Annotated in this window: 17 protein-coding genes; 6 read left to right on the top strand and 11 right to left on the bottom strand. The window is 67.1% G+C overall.

What is annotated here, in order from left to right:
- Window positions 1–44: 44 nt before the first annotated feature.
- On the bottom strand, window positions 45–2,990 hold the full coding sequence (locus AC58EF_RS00905; RefSeq protein WP_497273770.1) for a CHAT domain-containing protein: 2,946 nt from the start codon (window positions 2,988–2,990) through the stop codon (window positions 45–47).
- A gap of 84 nt (window positions 2,991–3,074) precedes the next feature.
- Window positions 3,075–4,601 carry a cysteine--tRNA ligase gene (cysS, locus tag AC58EF_RS00910; protein WP_497273771.1) on the bottom strand — a complete coding sequence of 509 codons (1,527 nt, stop codon included), beginning with the start codon at window positions 4,599–4,601 and terminating at the stop codon, window positions 3,075–3,077.
- Window positions 4,602–4,873: 272 nt separating this feature from the next.
- Between cysS and AC58EF_RS00915 the strand changes: the two genes are divergently transcribed.
- The gene (locus tag AC58EF_RS00915; protein WP_497273772.1) at window positions 4,874–5,584 is read left to right on the top strand and encodes a Bax inhibitor-1/YccA family protein; all 711 of its coding nucleotides are present in this window, start codon (window positions 4,874–4,876) and stop codon (window positions 5,582–5,584) included.
- Complete coding sequence (locus AC58EF_RS00920) at window positions 5,584–5,877, top strand: TFIIB-type zinc ribbon-containing protein (RefSeq protein ID WP_497273773.1); 294 nt, start codon at window positions 5,584–5,586, stop codon at window positions 5,875–5,877. Before AC58EF_RS00915 ends, AC58EF_RS00920 begins: the two co-directional genes overlap by 1 nt.
- Window positions 5,878–6,044: 167 nt before the next feature.
- On the opposite strand, the gene AC58EF_RS00925 is transcribed toward AC58EF_RS00920, so the two are convergent.
- The 4 genes from AC58EF_RS00925 to AC58EF_RS00940 are packed head-to-tail and all read right to left on the bottom strand — an operon-like array spanning window position 6,045 to window position 10,267.
- A complete protein-coding gene (locus AC58EF_RS00925) occupies window positions 6,045–6,566 on the bottom strand; it encodes a GNAT family N-acetyltransferase (protein ID WP_497273774.1) in 522 nt (173 codons plus the stop codon).
- A gap of 13 nt (window positions 6,567–6,579) precedes the next feature.
- Window positions 6,580–7,122 (bottom strand): SixA phosphatase family protein, encoded by a 543-nt coding sequence (locus AC58EF_RS00930; protein ID WP_497273775.1) that lies wholly within the window; start codon window positions 7,120–7,122, stop codon window positions 6,580–6,582.
- Window positions 7,119–9,875: an ATP-dependent DNA helicase gene (locus AC58EF_RS00935; protein ID WP_497273776.1), complete on the bottom strand. Its 2,757-nt coding sequence runs from the start codon at window positions 9,873–9,875 to the stop codon at window positions 7,119–7,121. Before AC58EF_RS00935 ends, AC58EF_RS00930 begins: the two co-directional genes overlap by 4 nt.
- 41 nt (window positions 9,876–9,916) lie before the next feature.
- Window positions 9,917–10,267, bottom strand: a complete 351-nt coding sequence (locus AC58EF_RS00940) for a PilZ domain-containing protein (protein ID WP_497273777.1) — start codon at window positions 10,265–10,267, stop codon at window positions 9,917–9,919.
- A 127-nt stretch (window positions 10,268–10,394) separates the two neighbouring features.
- Between AC58EF_RS00940 and AC58EF_RS00945 the strand changes: the two genes are divergently transcribed.
- Window positions 10,395–11,990: a lysine--tRNA ligase gene (locus tag AC58EF_RS00945; RefSeq protein ID WP_497273778.1), complete on the top strand. Its 1,596-nt coding sequence runs from the start codon at window positions 10,395–10,397 to the stop codon at window positions 11,988–11,990.
- Between the two features lie 206 nt (window positions 11,991–12,196).
- Here the strand turns inward: AC58EF_RS00945 and AC58EF_RS00950 are convergent, their stop codons facing one another.
- The 3 genes from AC58EF_RS00950 to AC58EF_RS00960 all read right to left on the bottom strand — a co-directional run bounded on the left by AC58EF_RS00950 (window position 12,197) and on the right by AC58EF_RS00960 (window position 14,613).
- Window positions 12,197–12,667: an RcnB family protein gene (locus AC58EF_RS00950; RefSeq protein WP_497273779.1), complete on the bottom strand. Its 471-nt coding sequence runs from the start codon at window positions 12,665–12,667 to the stop codon at window positions 12,197–12,199.
- A 312-nt stretch (window positions 12,668–12,979) separates the two neighbouring features.
- Window positions 12,980–13,654: a prolyl hydroxylase family protein gene (locus AC58EF_RS00955; RefSeq protein WP_497273780.1), complete on the bottom strand. Its 675-nt coding sequence runs from the start codon at window positions 13,652–13,654 to the stop codon at window positions 12,980–12,982.
- A gap of 116 nt (window positions 13,655–13,770) precedes the next feature.
- A complete protein-coding gene (locus AC58EF_RS00960) occupies window positions 13,771–14,613 on the bottom strand; it encodes an RcnB family protein (protein ID WP_497274166.1) in 843 nt (280 codons plus the stop codon).
- A gap of 258 nt (window positions 14,614–14,871) precedes the next feature.
- Between AC58EF_RS00960 and AC58EF_RS00965 the strand changes: the two genes are divergently transcribed.
- The 3 genes from AC58EF_RS00965 to AC58EF_RS00975 all read left to right on the top strand — a co-directional run bounded on the left by AC58EF_RS00965 (window position 14,872) and on the right by AC58EF_RS00975 (window position 18,848).
- The gene (locus tag AC58EF_RS00965; protein WP_497273781.1) at window positions 14,872–15,411 is read left to right on the top strand and encodes a biliverdin-producing heme oxygenase; all 540 of its coding nucleotides are present in this window, start codon (window positions 14,872–14,874) and stop codon (window positions 15,409–15,411) included.
- Complete coding sequence (locus AC58EF_RS00970; protein WP_497273782.1) at window positions 15,404–17,965, top strand: HWE histidine kinase domain-containing protein; 2,562 nt, start codon at window positions 15,404–15,406, stop codon at window positions 17,963–17,965. Before AC58EF_RS00965 ends, AC58EF_RS00970 begins: the two co-directional genes overlap by 8 nt.
- A 73-nt stretch (window positions 17,966–18,038) precedes the next feature.
- Window positions 18,039–18,848, top strand: coding sequence for a DODA-type extradiol aromatic ring-opening family dioxygenase (locus tag AC58EF_RS00975; RefSeq protein ID WP_497274167.1), 810 nt, complete (start codon window positions 18,039–18,041; stop codon window positions 18,846–18,848).
- Here AC58EF_RS00975 and AC58EF_RS00980 read toward each other — a convergent pair.
- Window positions 18,833–19,387 carry a (2Fe-2S)-binding protein gene (locus AC58EF_RS00980; RefSeq protein ID WP_497273783.1) on the bottom strand — a complete coding sequence of 185 codons (555 nt, stop codon included), beginning with the start codon at window positions 19,385–19,387 and terminating at the stop codon, window positions 18,833–18,835. The genes AC58EF_RS00975 and AC58EF_RS00980 overlap by 16 nt on opposite strands.
- Window positions 19,384–19,863: a DUF2721 domain-containing protein gene (locus AC58EF_RS00985; RefSeq protein ID WP_497274168.1), complete on the bottom strand. Its 480-nt coding sequence runs from the start codon at window positions 19,861–19,863 to the stop codon at window positions 19,384–19,386. Before AC58EF_RS00985 ends, AC58EF_RS00980 begins: the two co-directional genes overlap by 4 nt.
- Window positions 19,864–19,914 lie beyond the last annotated feature (51 nt).

Below are 19,914 nucleotides of genomic sequence, written 5' to 3' on the forward strand. Positions count from 1 at the left end.
TGCGCTCGCAATGACGGCGTGGATCAATGTGAAGTCATCACATGCTAGCGGCCCATCAGGATGAAGGGCGCCCAGATATAGGGCTGCGCGGCATCGGGCCGGCGGGAGGCGAGCAGCTTCAGCATCGCCTTCTGCAACGCGACCGCGCGTGGCAGGCCCCGGCCGGCGCCCTTGACCGTCTCCAGCGTGACGAAGGCGCTGGCGTCGTCGCGCACCGGCCAGTGCGACACCAGCAGCGATCCCGCGCCGGCATAGCGGAAGGCCTGCGCCAGCCCCGAATAGGCGGCGGCCTGGGCCTTTTCGCCCGCCGCCGTGTTGCACGCGGACAGGATCACCCAGTCGGCGCCGATCCGCATCGACGCCACTTCCGACGCGGTGAGCAGGCCGTCATCCCCGGCGTCTCCGGCGGTCGGCGGCGACAGCAGCAGCGCAGGCTCGTCCACCCCCTCCATCTGGCCGCTGACCAGCCCATGGGTGGCGAAAAGGATCACGCCATAGGACGACAGGTCGCGCGTGCGCAGCGCCGTCTCATTGGCGTCCGGGCCGGTCAGCAGGGTGGCGTGCTGCGCTCCGAACCGATCGGCCATTGCCTGCAATTCGGCCAGCGACCCCGGCAGGGCAGGCAATGCGGACAGGGCATGGACATCGACGCGGCGCGTCCGAAAATCGGCCATGGCGGCGAGTGGAGCTTGCCCGCCGCGCGGGGGCGGGCTGGATGAAGCGGCGGCGTCCGCGTCGCCGAAGGCCTGCGGCGCGCCGATGCCCAGGAAGCGAAAATCGCGGGCCGCCATTTGGCTCTGTCGCGCCGGATGGATGGCGAAGCCCGGCTGCACATGCAGGGCGAAGCGCCGGATCAGCCAGGGCGTATGCTTGTCCACGGCGGCGATCGGCCGTTCGGGCAGCATGGCGAAGGGCAGCGAGGCGAAGGCGCCGGTGGGGACGATGCGCAATATCCTTGCCTCGCCCAACGCATCGAGGATGCCGGGCGTGAAAATCTGGCCATAGAGCGTGTGCGCCGCCGCCTGGTCGAACCCCGCCGGCGTCAGCGATCCGCGCAGCCGGTTGACCAGCGCCACCAGTGGCGCGCGGTCCATCCGCGCCCGCTCGATGCGCGTCCCGTCCGGCCCCATCGCCAGCAGATAGACGCCGTCGAACGCCGGCATCACCGCCAGCAACGCCTCCTGTCGGCCCAGGCTGGCGCGCAGCATGTCCAGATCGGGCCGTTCGTCGCCGCGCGCCTCGACCCAGCGGGGATAATCATCCGCGATCGCGCTGCGCTCGGCCCCGACCCGTGCCGCCACGGCGGCGCGATCGGCGCGCGCCGCCGCCACGCCGCTGTCCACCGCCAGCGCCTTGAGCAGCCGGCTATCGGCCGCCTCCAGCGCCTTGACCTTGTCCTGCAGGTCGCGCACCCGCGCGGCCAGCGCCGGGTCCGCGACCAGCCGCTGCGCCACCAGCCGGTTGGCCTGCGCGATGCGCGATCCCGCCAGCACAGCCATCGCGTCCAGCGCCAGCGCGGCATCCTGCGTCTGTGCCGCGACCGCGAGCACGGTGTCCAGCGCCGCCCGCTGATCCTCGGTCAGTTCGCCATCGTCGTTCATCGTCGCGCCGTCCCGCAGCACCCCCGCCAGCCGCCTCGCCCTGTCGTTGAGGCCGTCCCGGCCGGGCGCGGTCCAGGCGGACAGCATCGCCGCCTGCGCCAGCGGCAGCGCGGGCGCATTGTCGAGCTGCGCGGTTTCGGTGGCGAAGTCGGCCGCGATCCTGCCCGCGTCCACGCCGCGTCCGGCAGCGATCAGCGCCGGGATCAGATAGGGGTAGACGCGCTGGCCGATGTCCCGGTCCTTGTCCGACCCGGCCCTGACCCGCGCCAGCGCGGCATCGAAGCGTTCGATCGCCGCCTCGCGCCGCCCCTCCGCCAGGGCGGCCGAAGCGGCGAAGGCCAGCGCGCGCGCCGATTGCGGGCTGTTTTCGCCCTCGATCCTGCGAAAGCCGCGCTCGGCCTCCAGAAACAACGGTTCGGCGTCGGCATAGCGTTCCAGCGGCAGCAGCACCGATCCCAGATTTTGCAGGCCGAACTGGAAATAGAGGCTGTCGCTTCCCACCGTCTCGCGCTTGATGGCGATGGCGCGTTGCAGATAGTCGAGGCTTTCGACCCGCCGTCCGGTGCGCGACAGCAGCAGGCCCAGCGCCTCCAGCGCGCGGGTGTAGCTGGGATGCTTGCGGTCGACATGGTCGGTCGCCACATCCACCGCCAGCCGCGCATAGGTTTCCGCCTCCGCGTCGCGGTCGGCGCGCTGGAGCATCTGGGCATAGGTATAATAAGAGCCGATCGCGTCCGCGCTGCTTGGCCCCACGGCGGCGATCCGCGCCTCCATGCTCGCCTTCTGCGCCTCCACCGCCTCGGCGTTGCGGCCCAGCCGGCTGAGCGCCTGCGCGTGGGAAAAGGCGATGTTGGACCGCAGCATATGCGTGTCCGTGTCGATCCTGTCCTTCGGCGTACGGGCGATATAGCCATCCATATAGCGGCTCGCCTGGCGCAGCGTTTCCGCGCCGCCCGCCACGTCGCCGAGCGCGACCTGCACATAGCCCTTGATCGACAATCCCTGCATCCAGGCGATCGGATAGGCGTCGGCAAAGGGGACGAGCAGTTTCAGGCCTTCGCTCGACCGGGCCAGCGCGTCCGGGTTCCTGCCGTCGATCTGGTCCATGGAGGACAGGTTGATCAGCGCCACCCCGGCCAGCGGGTGCGGCTTGCCCCCGACCTTCGCCCTGATCGCGGCATCGTGCAGCCGGGTCCAGGCGTCGCGGGTCTTCTGCGACATGGACAGGGCATAATCGTCGCTGTTGAACAGGTCAGACGCCTGGCGTTCCAGCCGGTTGAGCCGGGCATGGCGTGAATCGGCGGCGGAGAAGGCGGACGGCGCAGCGATCACAGGCTGCGCCAGCACCAGCAGCAGAAGCACGGCCGAACAGCGCGTGGAAAGTTTCATTTCACCCCCACTTTCTCGAGTCGACCCGCGCATTTCTTGGTTTGCAGACGAACCAGCGTCAAGATGGCTGCAAGGGCGTAACGATCACGCGGCGAGCGTCAGCCGCCAGTCCCAGCGCAGCGGATCGCCGTCCATCACCTCGACCCCGCGCGCGGTCAGGCCGTCACGAATCTCGTCCGACAAGGCGAAATCCTTTTCCGCCCGCGCGGCGGTGCGGCGCTCCAGTTCGGCCTCGATCTCTTCGGGCGTGATCCGCGCATTGCTGGGCCGCACGCGCAGGTCGGCGCGGGTCAGCGTCAGCAGACTAAGGCCCAGCGCCTGGTCGAAGGCCGCGATCAGGCAGAGCTTCTCGTCCACCGGCACTTTCTTGATGGCGATGGCTTCCTCCAGCAGCGGCAGGGCGCGGGGGGTCATCAGGTCGTCTGCGATTGCCGCGTCGAACTGTTCCAGCAACGGCGCCAGCTTCGGATGGAGATTGGCGCGCAGATAGTCGAGGCGCGGCGACTGCCAGGTGACGCCCTCGGCGCGGGCCTTCAGGCCCTCCACGCCCATGACCAGCCGCTTGAGCCGCGTCAGCGCCGCCGCCAGATTCTCCGCGCTGAACTCCAGTTCCGACCGATAATGGGCGCCAAGGCAGAGCAGACGATAGGCGATCGGATGCACGCCCGCGTCGATCAGCGAGAAGAGGGTGGTGAAGCCGCCCTTCGACTTCGACATCTTTCCCTGCCGATCCACCAGGAAATTATTGTGCATCCACCAGCGCGCGCCGGTGAAGCCCGCAACTGCCGCATTCGGCTCGCCGCAGCAGGCGTGAAACGCCTGATTCTGGGCTATTTCGTTGGGATGGTGGATTTCGCGATGGTCGATGCCGCCGGTGTGGATGTCGAAGGGCTGGCCCAGCCGGGCCTGCGACATGACCGAGCATTCCAGATGCCAGCCGGGCGCGCCCTTGCCCCAGGGGCTGTCCCATTCCATCTGGCGCTGCTCGCCCGGCGGCGACTTGCGCCAGATGGCGAAGTCGGACGGATTGCGCTTGCCGGCCACCGGGTCGATCCGCGCATGGGCCGCGTCGTCGCGCCCGCCGGCGAGCGCGCCATAATCGGGCACGGTCGAACTGTCGAAATAGAGGCCGCTGTCCAGCTCATAGCAATGATCGGGCGCGATTTTTTCCGCAAATGCGATCATCTGCGGCACATAGTCGGTCGCGACCGTCCATTCGCTGGGCGCGATGATGTTGAGGTCGGCAATGTTGGACTTGAACGCCTCGGTATAATGAGCGGCGATGTCCCATATGCTTCTGGCGCTCGCCCGCGCGGCCGCTTCCATCTTGTCGTCGCCCGCATCGGCATCGCTGGTCAGGTGGCCGACATCGGTGATGTTGATGATGTGGGTGACATTCAGGCCCTTCCACAGCAACGTCCGGCGCAGCGTGTCGGTGAAGACATAGGCGCGCAAATTGCCGATATGGGCATAGTTATAGACGGTCGGCCCGCAGCTATAGACGCGCGCATGATTGTCCTCGATCGGCACGAACGGCGCGATCACGCGGGTCAGGCTGTTGAACAGGCGCAGCGGCGCAGGGATATGCTGGTCGTCGGAGGCATGGCTCATGGGCGCAAGCCATGTCGCGAAGCGGGGCGGGGGTCAATTGTAATAAAATGTTGCAGACGGGCCGATCCCTTGCGCCGGCGCATTCCCCACCCGATATGTGCGATGCGGACCGGGCCCCTCTGGCGATATGGATTTCCCCCTGATCCTGTCGCGATGTCGGACCGCATCGGGTGCGCCCGGTGCAGGTTTTGCGGCGATTTGCCCCCTCTCGTTGCCGCAGGAGACCGCGCCGGGCCACTCGAACCACATTTAGGATGGAGTGAGTGTTTCCGATGAATAATCCCGTTCGCATGTCGGGCTATGGTGCCAGCCAGACGGCGCAGACCGATGCCGGCCTGCGCGCGCATATGCTGGGCGTCTTCCGCAACATGGGTATCGGTCTGGTGATCACCGGGCTGGTCGCCGCTTTGGTCGGCAATACGCCTGTGCTGGCCGCCGCCATCTACGGCACGCCGCTCAAGTGGGTGGCGATCTTCGCGCCTCTGGTCTTCGTCTTCTTCTTCAGCTTCCGCATGGAAAAGATGACGACATCGGGCGCGCGCACTGCCTTCTACGCCTTTGCCGCGGTGATGGGCGTGTCGCTGGGCAGCGTGTTCCTGGTCTTCACCGGCGGCAGCATCGCCCAGGCCTTCTTCTCGGCCGCGGTCATGTTCCTCGCCATGGCGCTGTGGGGCTATACCACCCAGCGCGACCTGACGAAGATGGGCAGCTTCCTCATCATGGGCCTGATCGGCATCCTGGTGGCGAGCCTGATCAACCTGTTCATCGGTTCGTCGGCGATGGCGATGGTCATCTCGATCATCGGCGTGGTGGTCTTCACCGGCCTCACCGCCTGGGACGTGCAGCGCATCAAGTCGGAATATTTCTACTATGCCGGCCATGAGGTGGCGCAGAAGATGCAGGTCATGGGCGCGCTGTCGCTCTACCTGAACTTCGTCAACCTGTTCCAGATGCTGCTCAGCCTGACGGGTGAACGCGAATAATGCGCGATCCCGCACAGCTGTCGGCCATGCTCTGCCCGGTCTGTCATGTCGGCCTCGCCATGACGGACCGGCAGGGGGTGGAGATCGACTATTGCCCGCAATGCCGGGGCGTCTGGCTGGACCGGGGCGAACTGGACAAGATCATCGAACGGTCGGGGCAGGCGAGTGCGCCCGCCGCCCGGCCGGAGCCTTTCGCCCAGCAGGGCTATCGCCCGGACCGCGACCATCGCGATGAGGGGCGCTATTATCAGAAGAAGCGCAAGAAGAGCTTCCTTGAAGAGCTGTTCGATTGACGAAAGGGATTTAGAGTCTGTTTGGAAAATGCGCGAAAGCGCATTTTCGGCGCGGCACCAGCCCGCTCCCCCACCCGGCCACCTAACGGCAGTATTCCATGGGTGGCCGGGTGGGGGAGCGGGCTGGTGCGGCAAATCCGGCTTGAGCCGGATTTCCAAACGGACTCTTAGAGTGTCCGGGCGTAGATCAGGTCGCGAAAGGGCACGTCGCCGACCATGAAGGTCATGTCGCCGATCTGGGCGAAGCCGTGTCGGGCGTAGAAGCGCCGCGCGCGGTCATTCTGCGGATAGACCGCCAGCAACAGCCGCTCCGCGCCCCGCTGACGGGCTTTCTCCTCCACCAGCGCCATGATCCTGTCGCCCTGTCCGCCGCCCTGCCATCCGGCAAGGAGGTAGATGCGCTTCAATTCCAGGTCGCGCGCAGGGTCGGTCGGCACCGGCAGGTCGGGCGGGGTGATCATGGCATAGCCCACCGGCGCGCCGAGCGGCGTTTCGCCGATCAGGATCGTCTGGGCCGGGTCTGCAAGCGCCGCTGTATAATAGGGCGTGCCATGCGCGCCATCGATATGGGCGAGCAGCGCCGGACCCGGATGATCATGCGCGAAGCTGGCGAGGAAAGTCGCGCCGCCCAGGATCGAGAGCGCCCCCGCATCGCGTGCTTCGGCGCGTCGCCAGGTGATCGGTGTCATGACCGGCGCCCCTTCAGCGCGATCCCGGCCCCAGCGCCGGGTCCAGGTCGCGGGGACGGGTGAAGCTCGCCAGCGTCGCCACATTGATGGCGGCCTGCGCCCAGCGGTCGATCGCCAGATCCATGATCGCCAGGCTGGCTGTCGGGAATTTGATCTCCACATCTTCACGCAGCGGGCTGCCGCCATCGTCGGGCACCAGATCCAGAATCAGTTCCTCGAACCCCGGATTATGGCCCGCCATCAGCACATGCTGAGCGCTCTCCGGCAGATCGCGCAGGACGTCGAGCAGGGTCGCGGAGGCGGCGAGATAGATGCGACGGTCCCAATGGGCGTCCAGCGTCTCGCCATAACCCGCAAAGAAGGTGTCCAGCGTCTGCACCACCCGCACCGCTGGCGATGCCACCAGATAGTCGAAGCGCATGTCCCGACGGGCGGCGAATTGCCCCATCAGCAGCGCGGCCTTTTCCCCCCGACTGTTCAAGGGCCGGTCGAAGTCGCGCGCCACCGGATCGTCCCAGTCCGATTTGGCGTGGCGCAACAGGGTCAGGCGTTTCATTGTCTCTCCTGTCGGGGCAAGCCGGATTCGTGTCCCTGATGCCCGATGCCGGCCGCTTCGCCAAGCGTTTCGCGGCGGATTCCGACGCTGACGGCGATGATCGCCTCATCGAGCGTCAGGCGGCGGACCGGCGTGCCGGGCGGAAAGGCGCTCAGCAACCGGCTGGGCATGGCGGCCGACAGGATGACGAAACTGCCTCGATCCTCGGCGCGGCGTATGAGGCGGCCGAAGGCCTGCGCCAGCCGCGCCCGGATCAGCCGGTCGTCATAGGCCTGACCTCCGCCGCCCGCGAGGCGCCGCGCGGCGTGCAGCACGGTGGGCTTGGACCAGGGCACCCCCTCCATCACCACCAGCCGCAGCGAATGGCCGGGCACGTCCACGCCGTCGCGCAACGCATCGGTGCCCAGCAGCGACGCGCGCGGATCGTCGCGGAAAATGTCGACCAAAGTGCCGGTATCCATCGGATCGACATGCTGGGCGTAAAGCGGCAGGCCTCCGCGCGCCAGCCGGTCGGCGATGCGGGCATGGACCGCGCGCAGCCGCCGGATCGCGGTGAACAGGCCCAGCGTCCCGCCGCCCGCCGCCTCGATCAGCCGGGCATAGGCGCCGGAGAGGGCGGCGATGTCGCCGCGCTTGATGTCGGTGACGATCAGCACCTCGGCCCGGCCGGGATAGTCGAAGGGGCTGGCCGCTTCGAACCGCTCGGCGCCATGGGGCAGGTGGACGGCGCCGCTGCGCGCCTCCGCATTGCTCCAGTCGCCGCCGCCTTTCAGCGTCGCGGAGGTCAGCAGCACGCCTTGCGCCGGCTTCAGCACCGTTTCGGCCAGCGGCCGGGTCGGGTCGAGCCAGTGGCGATGGATGCCGATATCAAATTCGCGCCCCTCGATCCGGTCGACCGCCAGCCAGTCGACATAGTCCGGGTCGGCCGGGCCGCCGATCCGCGCCAGCAGCGCCAGCCAGGCGGCGATCAGGTCGCGCCGCCAGCCTAGCGACGCCACCGCCCCCTCGATTCGCGCCCGCGCCGCGCCGTCCAGCCAGTCGGGCGCATCCTCGATTACCGCCTCCAGCCGGCGGGCGAGCCGCACCAGCGGCTTGATCAGCGCGTCGAGCGCCAGTGCGGCTTCCTGCGCCGCCTCGACCAGCGCGCCGTCGGGTTTGGCCAGTTCGGTTTCCAGCCCATAGCCGGCGTCCGCCTCGCCGGCTGCTTCGGCGCGCGTGTAGACCGTGCCGCGCACGGCGGCGAGAAGGGCTTCCAGCGGCCCGAACGGCTCGCCCGCCACCACGCGCTTCAGCCATTCGTCGGCGGGCAGCGCCTGCGCCGCGTCGATCGCCGCGCGGATCGCCTGTCCGCCTTCCTCGTCATAGCTGGCCAGGTCGGAGAGGCGTGCGGCAAGACCCCTGCGACGCCCGCGCGATCCGCCCTCCGGCCCCATGATCCAGCGGCGCAGCTCGATCGCCTCCTGCCCGGACAGGGCGACGGAGAAGGTCGAATCGGCCGCGTCGAACAGATGATGGCCCTCGTCGAAGATGATGCGCTGCGGCCGCTGGCCCGCCTCCCGGCCGCGCGCGGCGTTGATCATCACCAGCGCATGGTTGGCGATGACGATGTCGGCGTCGGCCGACGCGCGCGTCGACCGTTCGATGAAGCATTTGCGATAATGGGGGCAGCCCGCATAGATGCACTCGCCCCGCCGGTCGGTCAGCGCGGTGGAGCCATTGCGGCGGAACAGGGTCGGCAGCCAGCCGGGCAGGTCGCCGCCGATCATGTCGCCATCCTTGGTGAAGGCGGCCCAGCGCGCGACCAGTTGCGCGAGGATCGCCGCGCGGCCGGAAAAGCCGCCCTGCAACGCATCCTCCAGATTGAGCAGGCAGAGATAATTTTCCCGCCCCTTGCGCACCACCACCCGCCGCGCGGCGACGGCGGGATCGGGAAAGAGGCGCAGCGATTCGCGGTCCAACTGTCGTTGCAGCGCCTTGGTATAGGTGGACACCCACACCGTCCCCTGCGCTTCCCCGGCCCAGAGCGAGGCGGGGGCGAGATAGCCCAATGTCTTGCCGATGCCCGTCCCCGCTTCGGCCAGCAGCATGTTGGGCTGGTCGCGATAGGCGCGCGGGCGGAAGGCGGCGCTGGCCGCCGCGGCATAGGCGCGCTGGCCGGGGCGCGGCTCCGCGTCCGCGCCGGTCAGCGCGTCGAGCCGGGCCAGCACCTGATCCTCGGCCAGGGTGATGGTGCGCGGGGCGGGGCGGGGCTGCGCCTCCTCCCATTCGGGCAGCTTGGAAAACAGCCAGCGCTCCGCCTCGCGCGGTTTCGGGATGCGCGGCGCGACCAAAGGCGACCAGGGCCAGCGCAGCCGGTGCAAGGACTGCGCTGCGGTCCAGCCGCCCTCGCGCTCCTGCCAGTCGGGCGTTGTGAGCCGCGCCAGCAGCATCGCCGTCGCCTGTTGCAGCAGCGCGGGAATATCGCCCTCATTCTCCGGCGCGGGCAGGTCCAGCGCTTGCGCCAGCCCCTTGGGCGTGGGCACCAGAAAGCGGGCCGGGTGGAGAAAGGCCCAGAGTTCCAGCAGGTCGAGGCCGTTGAGTTCGGGATAGCCCAGCCGTTGCCCGGTCAGCGGCGCATTGAGCAGCAGCACCGGGGTTTCGGCCGCGCGCGCTATCGCCTGTCCCTTGGCCAAGGCCTGGGTGCGGCCGTCCTCGCGCAGCCAGATGCCGCCATGGCTGGCGTGGAGCGCGGGCAATGAGGCTGGATCGATCACCCGTCCGGCTTAGAGGAACGGGAACAAAAGGAAAACCTGTTTCAGCCGATCCGACGGCCGAACCCGCCGCCCGGATTGAGGCGCGGCTGGAAGGGAACGGGCGTGGGTTGCATGTCGCGGGCCAGTTCCAATTTTTCGAACAGGGGACCGTCGGTCAGTTCATAGGGAAAGCGGATGCCCATCCGGTCTTCTTCAGACCAGCGCACCGTGCCGAAAGTGATGTGGCCGTCCAGATCGAGTTGGCAGGAAATGCCCGCAGGCAGGGTGCAACCCACGATCTGAGCGCCACCTTTGCTCAGATCGACGATCACGCCCTCCAGACTGTCGAGCACGGTGGTCACGACAATGGGAATTTCGACACTGATGCGTTCATGGCTGCGCCGTACGTGCATATCGCCTCCAGTCCGGCCAACTATAACATGCACCACTATGTGAAAGTAAAGATCGGACCGCTTTCTGTCGACCTTTGTCATGAAAGGGCGTTCCCTTTCCGCACATCCGGGGTTAGGGGCTTGGCGCATGACCGTGTCCGAAACTCTCCGCACCGCCGCGCAGGCGTCCAAGGCCTGGCCCTATGAGGAAGCCCGCAAGCTCCTGAAGCGCTATGGCCTGAAAGAGGATGGCGGCGGCGCCCCGGACAAGGGGCATATCCTGTTCGAAACCGGCTATGGTCCCTCGGGCCTGCCGCATATCGGCACCTTCAACGAAGTGCTGCGCACCACCATGGTCCGCAACGCCTTCCATGCGCTGTCGGACGTGCCGACCCGGCTGGTGGCGTTCAGCGACGATATGGATGGCCTCCGCAAGGTGCCGGACAATGTGCCCAATCAGGCGATGCTGGCCGAATATCTGGGCAGGCCGCTGACGCAGGTGCCCGATCCGTTCGGGAAGTTCGAAAGTTTCGCGCATCACAATAATGCGATGCTGCGCGATTTTCTCGATCGCTTCGGCTTCGACTATGAGTTCGTCTCCGCGACGGAGCAATATAAGGCCGGCGCCTTCGATGCGGCGCTGCGCCAGGTATTGCGTCGCTATCAAGCGATCATGGACATCATGCTGCCGACCCTGCGCAAGGAGCGGCAGGCGACCTATTCGCCGGTCCTGCCGATCAGCCCGAAAAGCGGCATCGTGCTTCAGGTGCCGGTCGAGGTGATCGACGCCGAGACCGGGCTTGTCCGCTTCGAGGATGAAGGAGAACTGATCGAGCAGTCGATCCTCGGTGGCGGCGCCAAGCTGCAATGGAAGGTCGACTGGGCGATGCGCTGGTATGCGCTGGGCGTCGACTATGAAATGGCGGGCAAGGATCTGATCGATTCGGTCACGCAATCGTCGAAAATCTGCCGCGCGCTCGGCGGCCGCCCGCCCGAGGGCTTCAACTATGAAATGTTCCTCGACGAAAAGGGCGAGAAAATCTCCAAGTCCAAGGGCAATGGCCTCAGCCTGGAGCAGTGGCTGACCTATGGCCCGCAGGAAAGCCTGGCCTTCTACGCCTATCGCGAGCCGAAAAAGGCCAAGCAGCTGCACATGGGCGTCATCCCCCGCGCGGTCGACGAATATTGGCAGTTCCGCGGCAATTACCCCAAACAGGCGGTCGAGCAACAGCTGGGCAACCCGGTCCACCATATCCATGACGGCAAGCTGCCGCAGGGCGAGCTGCCGGTAACATTCGGCCTGCTGCTGAACCTGGTGGGCGTGATGGGCGATGCCAGCCGCGAACAGGTCTGGGGCTATCTGCAAAATTATGTGCCGGGCGCCAGCGCGGACACCTATCCCGAACTGGATGCGCTGATCGGCCATGCGCTGGCCTATCACCGCGATTTCGTCGCCCCAACGCTCAAGCGCCGCGCGCCCGAGGCCAATGAAGCCGCCGCATTGCGCAGGCTGGATGCGGAACTGGCGGCGCTGCCGGCCGATGCTTCGTCGGAGGATGTCCAGAATATCGTCTATGCCATCGGCAAGGACGAGGCGTTCGGCTTCGCCGAGCTGCGCGACTGGTTCAAGGCGCTCTACCAGACGCTGCTCGGTGCCGACCAGGGACCGCGCATGGGCAGCTTCATTGCCCTCTATGGCATTGAAAACAGCCGCAAGCTGATCGCCGAGACGCTGGCCGCATAAATGATCGCCGGAATCGGCCGGGAAGGGGAACATTTCCGCTCGATTTGCGTTTGCGCAGACGGTCCACCCCCCTTTCGGACTGGTGATGCGCCTCGCGCGTGTCATCGGCCGCGTGCGCCTGGAAACAGGCGGCGCGGCCAAGGGCGGAAACATGAAAAAGGCCCCGATCCTGCCGGACGGGGCCTTTTTTCATGGAGTAGCGGTCCTTACCAGAAGAAGCCGCGATGCACGTCCACTACACGTCCGGTGCGGACATTGACCAGCAGCACGTCGTTATAGTGGCGGACCCAGCGCAGGTTCGCGGCCGGCCGGGGCAGGCGATAGCGATAGGGATCGGCGATATAATAGCGCGAGCTGTAATAGGTCGGGCGAAGCTGAGCGCCACGGTTCCAGGCGGTGTAGCGGAAGGGCGCGCGCCAGTTGCCACCGCGATAGACGTCGCGGTGTGAGCGGCGATAATCCTGCCAGTCCTCGCGCACTTCCTGACGGGCGTCGCGCACGTCGCGACGCGCTTCGCGGACATCGCGGCGGTCGCCATAGCGCTCCGCCTGACGCAGGTCGCGCCGTTCCTCGCGCAGGCGCTGCTCGCTGCGGCGCGCTTCGCCATAGGATTGGGCCGAAGCGACGCTCGGCACGACGGTGGCGGCCAGCAGGCCGATTATGATGAACTTACGCATAAATAGTCTCCCATTCGGCTTGGCGGCGGTACCCTGCCTGTTTGCCTGTCAGTCAGGCCGGGCTTCTGCGCCAACAGGAGAAGATATGCCGCCCCGCGCCTGAACGGTCCGGGAATGATGCAGTCAGATTCCAGTCATTTATGTCGCAAATTGTATCGGGGCGCTTTTGCTTGAAAATGCGCTGAGACGCGCATTTTGAGGCGGCACCGGCCCGCTCCCCCACCCGGCCACCCATATGATACTGCCGTTGGGTGGCCAGGTGGGGGAGCGGGCCGGTGCGGCAGTATGTGAGCAGGCACATTCCCAATGAAATCATCCCCATGGCCGCTCGCGAAACCATTTGGTGACGACATATTTGATGCCGCGCTCGACCGGGCGCGCCGCGTGCAGGCTGAAACGGTTGGGCGCGCCGTCGCGGTCCATATTGTTCCAGATCAGGATCATGCCCTCGACCGGCGGCACCATGAATTCGCATTGCGGGAAATGCGTCTCGCCGCCTGCCTCGACCGGAGAGAGGTAGATCATCGCCGTCCAGGTGCGCTGGCCGCCCGTCGTGCGCATCTTTTGCCAATAGTCGGCGTGCACCGGGAAATAGTCGCAATGGACCTTATATTCCTGCCCCTCCGTATAGCGCTGGCCCTGCAGCGTTTCGCCATGGCTGGCGGGCAGGCCGGTGAGCGCGCAGATGCGATCGGTGATGGTTTCGACCAGCGGGTTCCACGGGCTGAGATTGCCGCTGTGGCTGGTGCGATATTCGGCGTTGGCGCTGCCGGAAAACAGCGTCGAGGGCCTGGCGCTGGCGTCGATCAGTTCGCGCAGCTCGGCGCATTCCGCCGCGCTCAGGAAATTCTGGCGGCCGTATATTTCCAGGTCCGGCGCGTCGATCCGGCTCACCATCGGGTTGCGTTCCAGGCGCGCGCGGACGGCGTCGCCAATCTGCGCGCGGGCGGGCGAGGCAATGCCGCCGTCGTCGATCATGTCGGTCATGTCCGTCCTCTGCCACAGCCGGGCTGGGCATGAAAAGACCCCGGCGCGTCGCCACGCCGGGGCCAGGGACTCCTGAAGGCCAGTTCAGGAACCAGAAATCTGACGGGTGCGCTCCTCTACCAGAAGAAGTCGTGGATCACGTCGACGACATAGCCGTCGCGGACGTCGACCAGCAGCGCGTCGTCATAATAGCGGACCCAGCGCAGCGTGCCGTAGGCCGGCGGCAGGCGATAGCTGTAGGGATCGTTCAGCCAGTAGCTGTTGGCATAGAGCAGACTGTTCAGGAAGATCCCGACCGAATAGCGCCGATAGCCATAGTCCCAGCCGCGCGGGGCGTAATAGCGGCCGATCCGGTAGCGGTCGCCATAGCGGTTGCGATAGCCGTTCCAGTCATAGCGGCGATCGTTGCGCCAGCCATTGTCCCAGCGGCGCTGGCTGGTCCAGCGGGTGCGATCATCGAAACGGCGCCCATTGTTCCAGTTGGTGCCGCTCCAGCCGCTGCGATTGTCGGACCAGCGCCGATCATCGTCCCGCCGGTCGTTGCGCCAGTCGCGCCGGTCATCGCGCCGGTCGTCGCGTCGATCGTTCCGCCAGTCCTGCCGGTCGTCCCGGCGATCATTCCGCCAATCCTGACGCCGATCCTGACGATCATCCCGCCGTTCATTGCGCCAATTCTGCTGCTGCTCGCGCCGCTCGCGCACCTGATTCTCGACCGCGCGGTTGGCGGGCAGGTTGGGGTCGCCGCGCCAACGCGGATCGGGGCGTGGCGGCGCCATCTGGCCGGCGGGGCGTTCAGCGGCGCGTTGCTGCCAGCGCTGCGCATTGCCATCGGATCGGCCCATCCGCTCGCCGCGTCCGCCGCCTCGATCGCCCCGTTGCTCGCTACGGTCCTGGCCGGCCTGGGCATAGGCCGGGGCAATGCCGCCCAGCAGCGTCGCGCCCATCAGCCCGGCCAGCATCATCTTCCTGAACATCGTTCCGTCTTTCTTCAAGCGGGGACGCACCGTCCCCTGATGATGCCGGTCTAGCGGGTGCGGCGTGTCGCAAGGCTGAACCCGTCCGTCAGCGTTCCGAAAGAATCCGCGAGACGGACATGGACATTGCGGCATAGTCTTCCCATGCTCGCTCAAGCGCTGGTCGGGGCGGAGATCACGCTTTCCGGCGGAAAGCTGATCCAGATCAGTGCGGCGCGCCTTTACTCCGATTAGGACTGCCGCGTGATGAAGTCCCCCGATGCCGGCCGCATCCGACAGGCCCTGCGCGACGCGACGATGGAGAGCCACCGCCGGGTGGACACGTTGTTCGCCGATTTTTCGCTTGATTCCGCGCAAAGCTATCGCCTGTTCCTGACCGCCCATGGCCGCGCATTGGGTGCGATCGAATCGGTGGCGTGCCCCGATGCGCCGCGCCTGCCGCTGCTGGCCCGGGATCTGGAGGCGCTGGACGCCGCCTTGCCCGCTCCGCTGCCGGCGCCGGCCGGGGATGCAGAAGGCTATCGCTGGGGCCTGCTCTACGCGCTGGAAGGATCGCGGCTGGGCGGCGCGATGCTGTCGCGACAGGTGGGAGAGGGCCTGCCCAAAAATTATCTGTCCGCCGTCCATGGCAAGGGCGAATGGCTATCCTTCCAGCGCGCGCTCGACGGCGCTGCGGCGGAAGGCGGCGAGGGCTGGCTGGATGACGCCGTGCAGGGCGCTCTGGCCGCCTTCGCCCTGTTCGCCGCGGCGGGCGAGGAAGCGCGGGGGGCTGCCCATGGCTGACGGCGGCGACGCGATCGATTTCGCGGTCGACCTCAGCAATTGCGATCGCGAGCCGATCCATGTGCTGGGCAAGGTCCAGCCCTTTGGTTTCCTCGTCGCGCTGACCGCCGACTGGCTCGTGTCGCGGGTATCGGCGAACAGCGCCGATTTCATCGGCCTGACGCCGCAGGAGATGCTGGGCCAGCCGGTCGGCGCGATCTTCGCGGCCGACGCCATCCACGCGCTGCGCAACCGCATCACCCTGCTGCGCGGCCCCGATTCGGTCGAGCGCGTCTTTTCCCTCTTCCTGATGGAGGGCGGCCCGGCCTTCGACGTCGCGGTCCATTTCTCGGGCCCGCTGGTGGTGATCGAGGCAGAACCCGCCAGCCATGACGAGATGGAGGCGAGCAGCACGGTCCGCTCCATGGTCGCGCGGCTGGCGCAGGCGGACGGCATGACCGCTTTCCTGCGCGACGGCGCGCGGCAGGTGCGGGCGCTGACCGGCTTCGACCGGGTGATGGTCTATCGCTTCGCCGATGGCGGCGATGGCGAGGTGGTGGCCGAAGCGCTCAAGCCCGGCATCGACAGTTTCCTGGGCCTCCATTATCCGGCGTCCGACATTCCCGCGCAGGCGCGCGCGCTTTACCTACGCAGCATCTTCCGCATCATCGCCGATGTGGGGGCGCAGCCGGTGCCGGTCGTCCCGGCGCTCGATCCTAATGGCGTCGCGCTCGACATGTCGCTCTGCCTGACCCGCGCGGTCTCGCCGATCCATATCGAATATCTGGGCAATATGGGCGTCGGCGCCTCGCTTTCCATTTCGATCATCGTCGATGGGAAGCTGTGGGGCCTGTTCGCCTGCCATCATTACAGTCCGCGCCTGCCGACCTTCGCCCAACGCAGCGCGGCCGAACTGTTCGGCCAGATCTTCTCGATGATGCTCGAAAGCCGGGAGCGCGCCGAAACCGCCGCCTATGAAGGGAAGGCGCGGCAGGTGGCCGACCGGCTGCTGTCCGCCGTGGCGCAGGATCATGACCTCCTGTCCAACGCGCGCTGGCTGGGCGACATCATCTTCGACACCATCCCCGCCGATGGCGTCGGCGTCTATATCGACGGGCAGATGAGCTTTTCGGGCCTGACGCCGGACGAGCCGGCCTTCGCCGCGATCGTGACGATGCTGAACCGCGTCGCCGCCAGCCAGGTCTACACCACTGACAGCCTGACGAAGATATTGCCGGAAGCGGCCGCCTATGCCGATCGCGCGTCGGGCATCCTTGCCATTCCGCTGTCGCGCCGGCCGCGCGACTATGTCGTGCTGTTCCGGGCCGAACGGCTGCGCTCGGTGCGCTGGGCCGGCAGGCAGGAAAAGACGATCGAATATGGCCCCAACGGCCCGCGGCTGACCCCGCGCAAAAGCTTCGAACAATGGTCGCAACTGGTGCAGGGCGTGGCGCTGCCCTTCACGCCGGCCGAGTTGCGCGTCGCCGAAGCGCTGCGCACCGCGCTGCTGGAAGTGATCCTGCGCCTGTCGGATTCGGCCGATGCCGAACGGCAGCGGGCGCATGAGAAGCAGGAACTGCTGATCGCAGAGCTGAACCATCGGGTTCGCAACATCCTGTCGCTGATCCGCGGGCTGCTCTCGCAGACCCGCGACAGCGCCCGCTCGGTCGACGAGTTCATCGGCACGCTCGAAAGCCGCGTCCATGCGCTGGCGCGCGCCCATGACCAGATCACCGCCGACCGCTGGAACCCAGCGCGGCTTCACGACCTCATAGAGGTGGAGGCGGGCGCCTATCTGGGTGAGCGCAGCGACCGGGTGCGGCTGACCGGCCCCGATGTCCTGCTGACGCCGGGCTGCTTCACCGTGCTGGCGCTGGTGATTCACGAAATGCTGACCAACGCCGCCAAATATGGCGCGCTGTCGGATGGTGGATCGGTCGCGATCGACTGGCGGGTGGACGAGGATGGCAGCCTGCTGATCGACTGGACCGAAAGCGACGGCCCGCCGGTGGTCGCACCCACGCGCCGGGGCTTTGGCTCGACCGTGATCGAACGTTCCATCCCCTATGACCTCGGTGGCCATGCCGAGATCAACTATCGGCTCGCGGGAATCGAGGCGCATTTCTGCGTCCCTTCGCGCCATATCGTATCGGTCCTGCCGGGCGGCGGACGACGCGAGCGGTCCAGGCCGGCCGCGCCGGTGACGCCCGGCCTGCTCAAGGGACGCAACGTCCTGCTGGTCGAGGACAATATGATCATCGCCATGGATGGCGAGGATGCGCTGCGCGATCTGGGCGCGGAGGTGACGACGGCGGCGAGCGTCGGCCGCGCGCGCGAGGCGATCGCGATCCGGCCGGTCGACCTGGCGGTGCTCGACTTCAACCTTGGCCATGAAACCAGCCTGCCGGTCGCGGACCTGTTGGCCGAACGCGGCATCCCCTTCCTTTTCGCCACCGGCTATGGTGACGGGCTGGAGTTGCCTGCGCGCTTCGAGGATGTGGCGCTGGTCAAGAAACCCTATTCGGGCGCGACCCTGGCGGCGGCGCTGGGACCGGTGATCGACCGGGTCGGGTGAAAAGGCGACAGCGAAACAGACAGTTTCCGCCTTGGCGGTTGTCCACGCCTATGTCCAACTCGATGTCGCGTTCATGAAACAACCGGCTCTCTTCATCCCCCATGGCGGCGGCCCTTGCTTCTTCATGGACCCGTCCGATCCCGACCGGCCGCACAGCGACCCGATCTGGCGTCCGATGCAGGATTATCTGGCGCGGCTGATCGCCGACCTGCCGGAACGGCCCAGGGCGATTCTGCTCGTTTCGGGCCATTGGGAAGAAGCCGACTTTACTGTCCATGTCGGTGTCCAGCCAAAGCTGTTCTTCGACTATCATGGCTTTCCGCCGCACACCTATCATCTGCGCTGGGACGCGCCGGGCGCGCCCGATCTGGCGCGGCGCGCGGCCGGGCTGCTGCGCGACGCCGGCTTCGCCACGGGCGAGGAGGCGGCGCGCGGCTGGGACCATGGCGTCTTCATTCCGATGAAGGTGGCGCTGCCCGCTGCTGACATTCCGCTGGCGCAATTGTCGTTGCGCCGTGATCTCGACCCCGCCGGCCATGTCGCAGCCGGGCGGGCGCTCGCCCCGTTGCGCGACGAAGGCGTGCTGATCATCGGGTCGGGGATGAGCTTCCACAATCTGCGCGTGCGCGGGCCGCAGGCGATCGCGCCGTCGACCGCCTGGGACTATGCGTTGACCGCCGCCGTCACCGATCCCGATCCGCAGCGCCGGGCGACCCGCGTCGCCGCCTGGGACACGCTGCCGCACGCGCATTTCGCCCATCCGCGCGAGGAGCATCTGCTGCCACTGATGGTGGCGCTGGGCGCGGGCGGCGATGACGGGGCGACCTGCATCCATCGCAGCAGCGTGATGGGCTGGACGGTGTCGGGCTACCGCTTCGGCTGATTGGCCGGCCGGCCGAGCGCCGGCACGGTCTTCGCCGCTTCCTCGGGCGCGATGCCGGGCGGCGGCGCAGCGGCGACCTGATCCTCCCCGCGCATGATCCGGCCCGCCCGCTGGATCGCGCCGCGCAGCCGGGGATAGATGCCACAGCGGCAGATATTGGTGATCGCGGCGTCGATCTCCTCGTCGCTCGGATCATTGGTCCGGCGCAGCAGCACCGACGCGGCCATGATCATGCCGGGGATGCAATAGCCGCATTGCGAGACATTGTCGGCCGCGAACGCCTGTTGCAGCGGATGGCCGCGATCGGGCGACAGCGCCTCGATCGTGGTGACGAACCGGCCCTCGGTCTTGCCGATCGTCACCTGGCAGGACCGCACCGCTTCCCCGTCGATATCGACCGTGCAGGCGCCGCAGTCGCCGGTGCCGCAGCCATATTTGGTGCCGGTCAGGTTGGACGCATCGCGCAGTGCCCAGAGCAGGGGCGTTTCCGGGTCCATGCGATATTGCACCGGCCGGTCGTTGACGGTGAACTTCGTCACGCGGCCTCGTCTTCCTCGACCTTGTGATAGAGGACTTCGTTGCGGATATGGATGGTCCGCGACGCCAGCCGGATTTCCTGGATGAAGGTGGCGAAGGCGGCCGCCTGGAGCAGCATCGCCAGGCTGAAGAGAATGGCGATCGGCGTGCCCAGATGGGCGTTGAACAGATTGCCGGCGAACAGCAGGATGACGACCAGACAGACGGCGCAGGCCGATGCGACCGACAGGAAGATCGCGCCGTTGACCACGCTCATCCGGCGGTCCAGCACGCGGATTTCGCTCACCATCCGGTCATGTTCCTTGCCGCGGGTGGACAGCACCCATTTTTCCACGTCGCGCGCCCGGTCGATGATGCGCGCCAGCCGGCTGACGCAGACGTTCAGGAACGCGCCGATGCCCGCCAGCAGGAAGACGGGGGCCAGCGCCAGCTGGATCGTCTGGGCGACCTGGCTGACCTGGGGGAGAGCGGGGATCATGGTCATTTCCATCTCCCTACCAACCAGCGGATGAGGAAGAAAGTGGCGATG

Source organism: Sphingobium sp. WR1 (assembly GCF_059693745.1).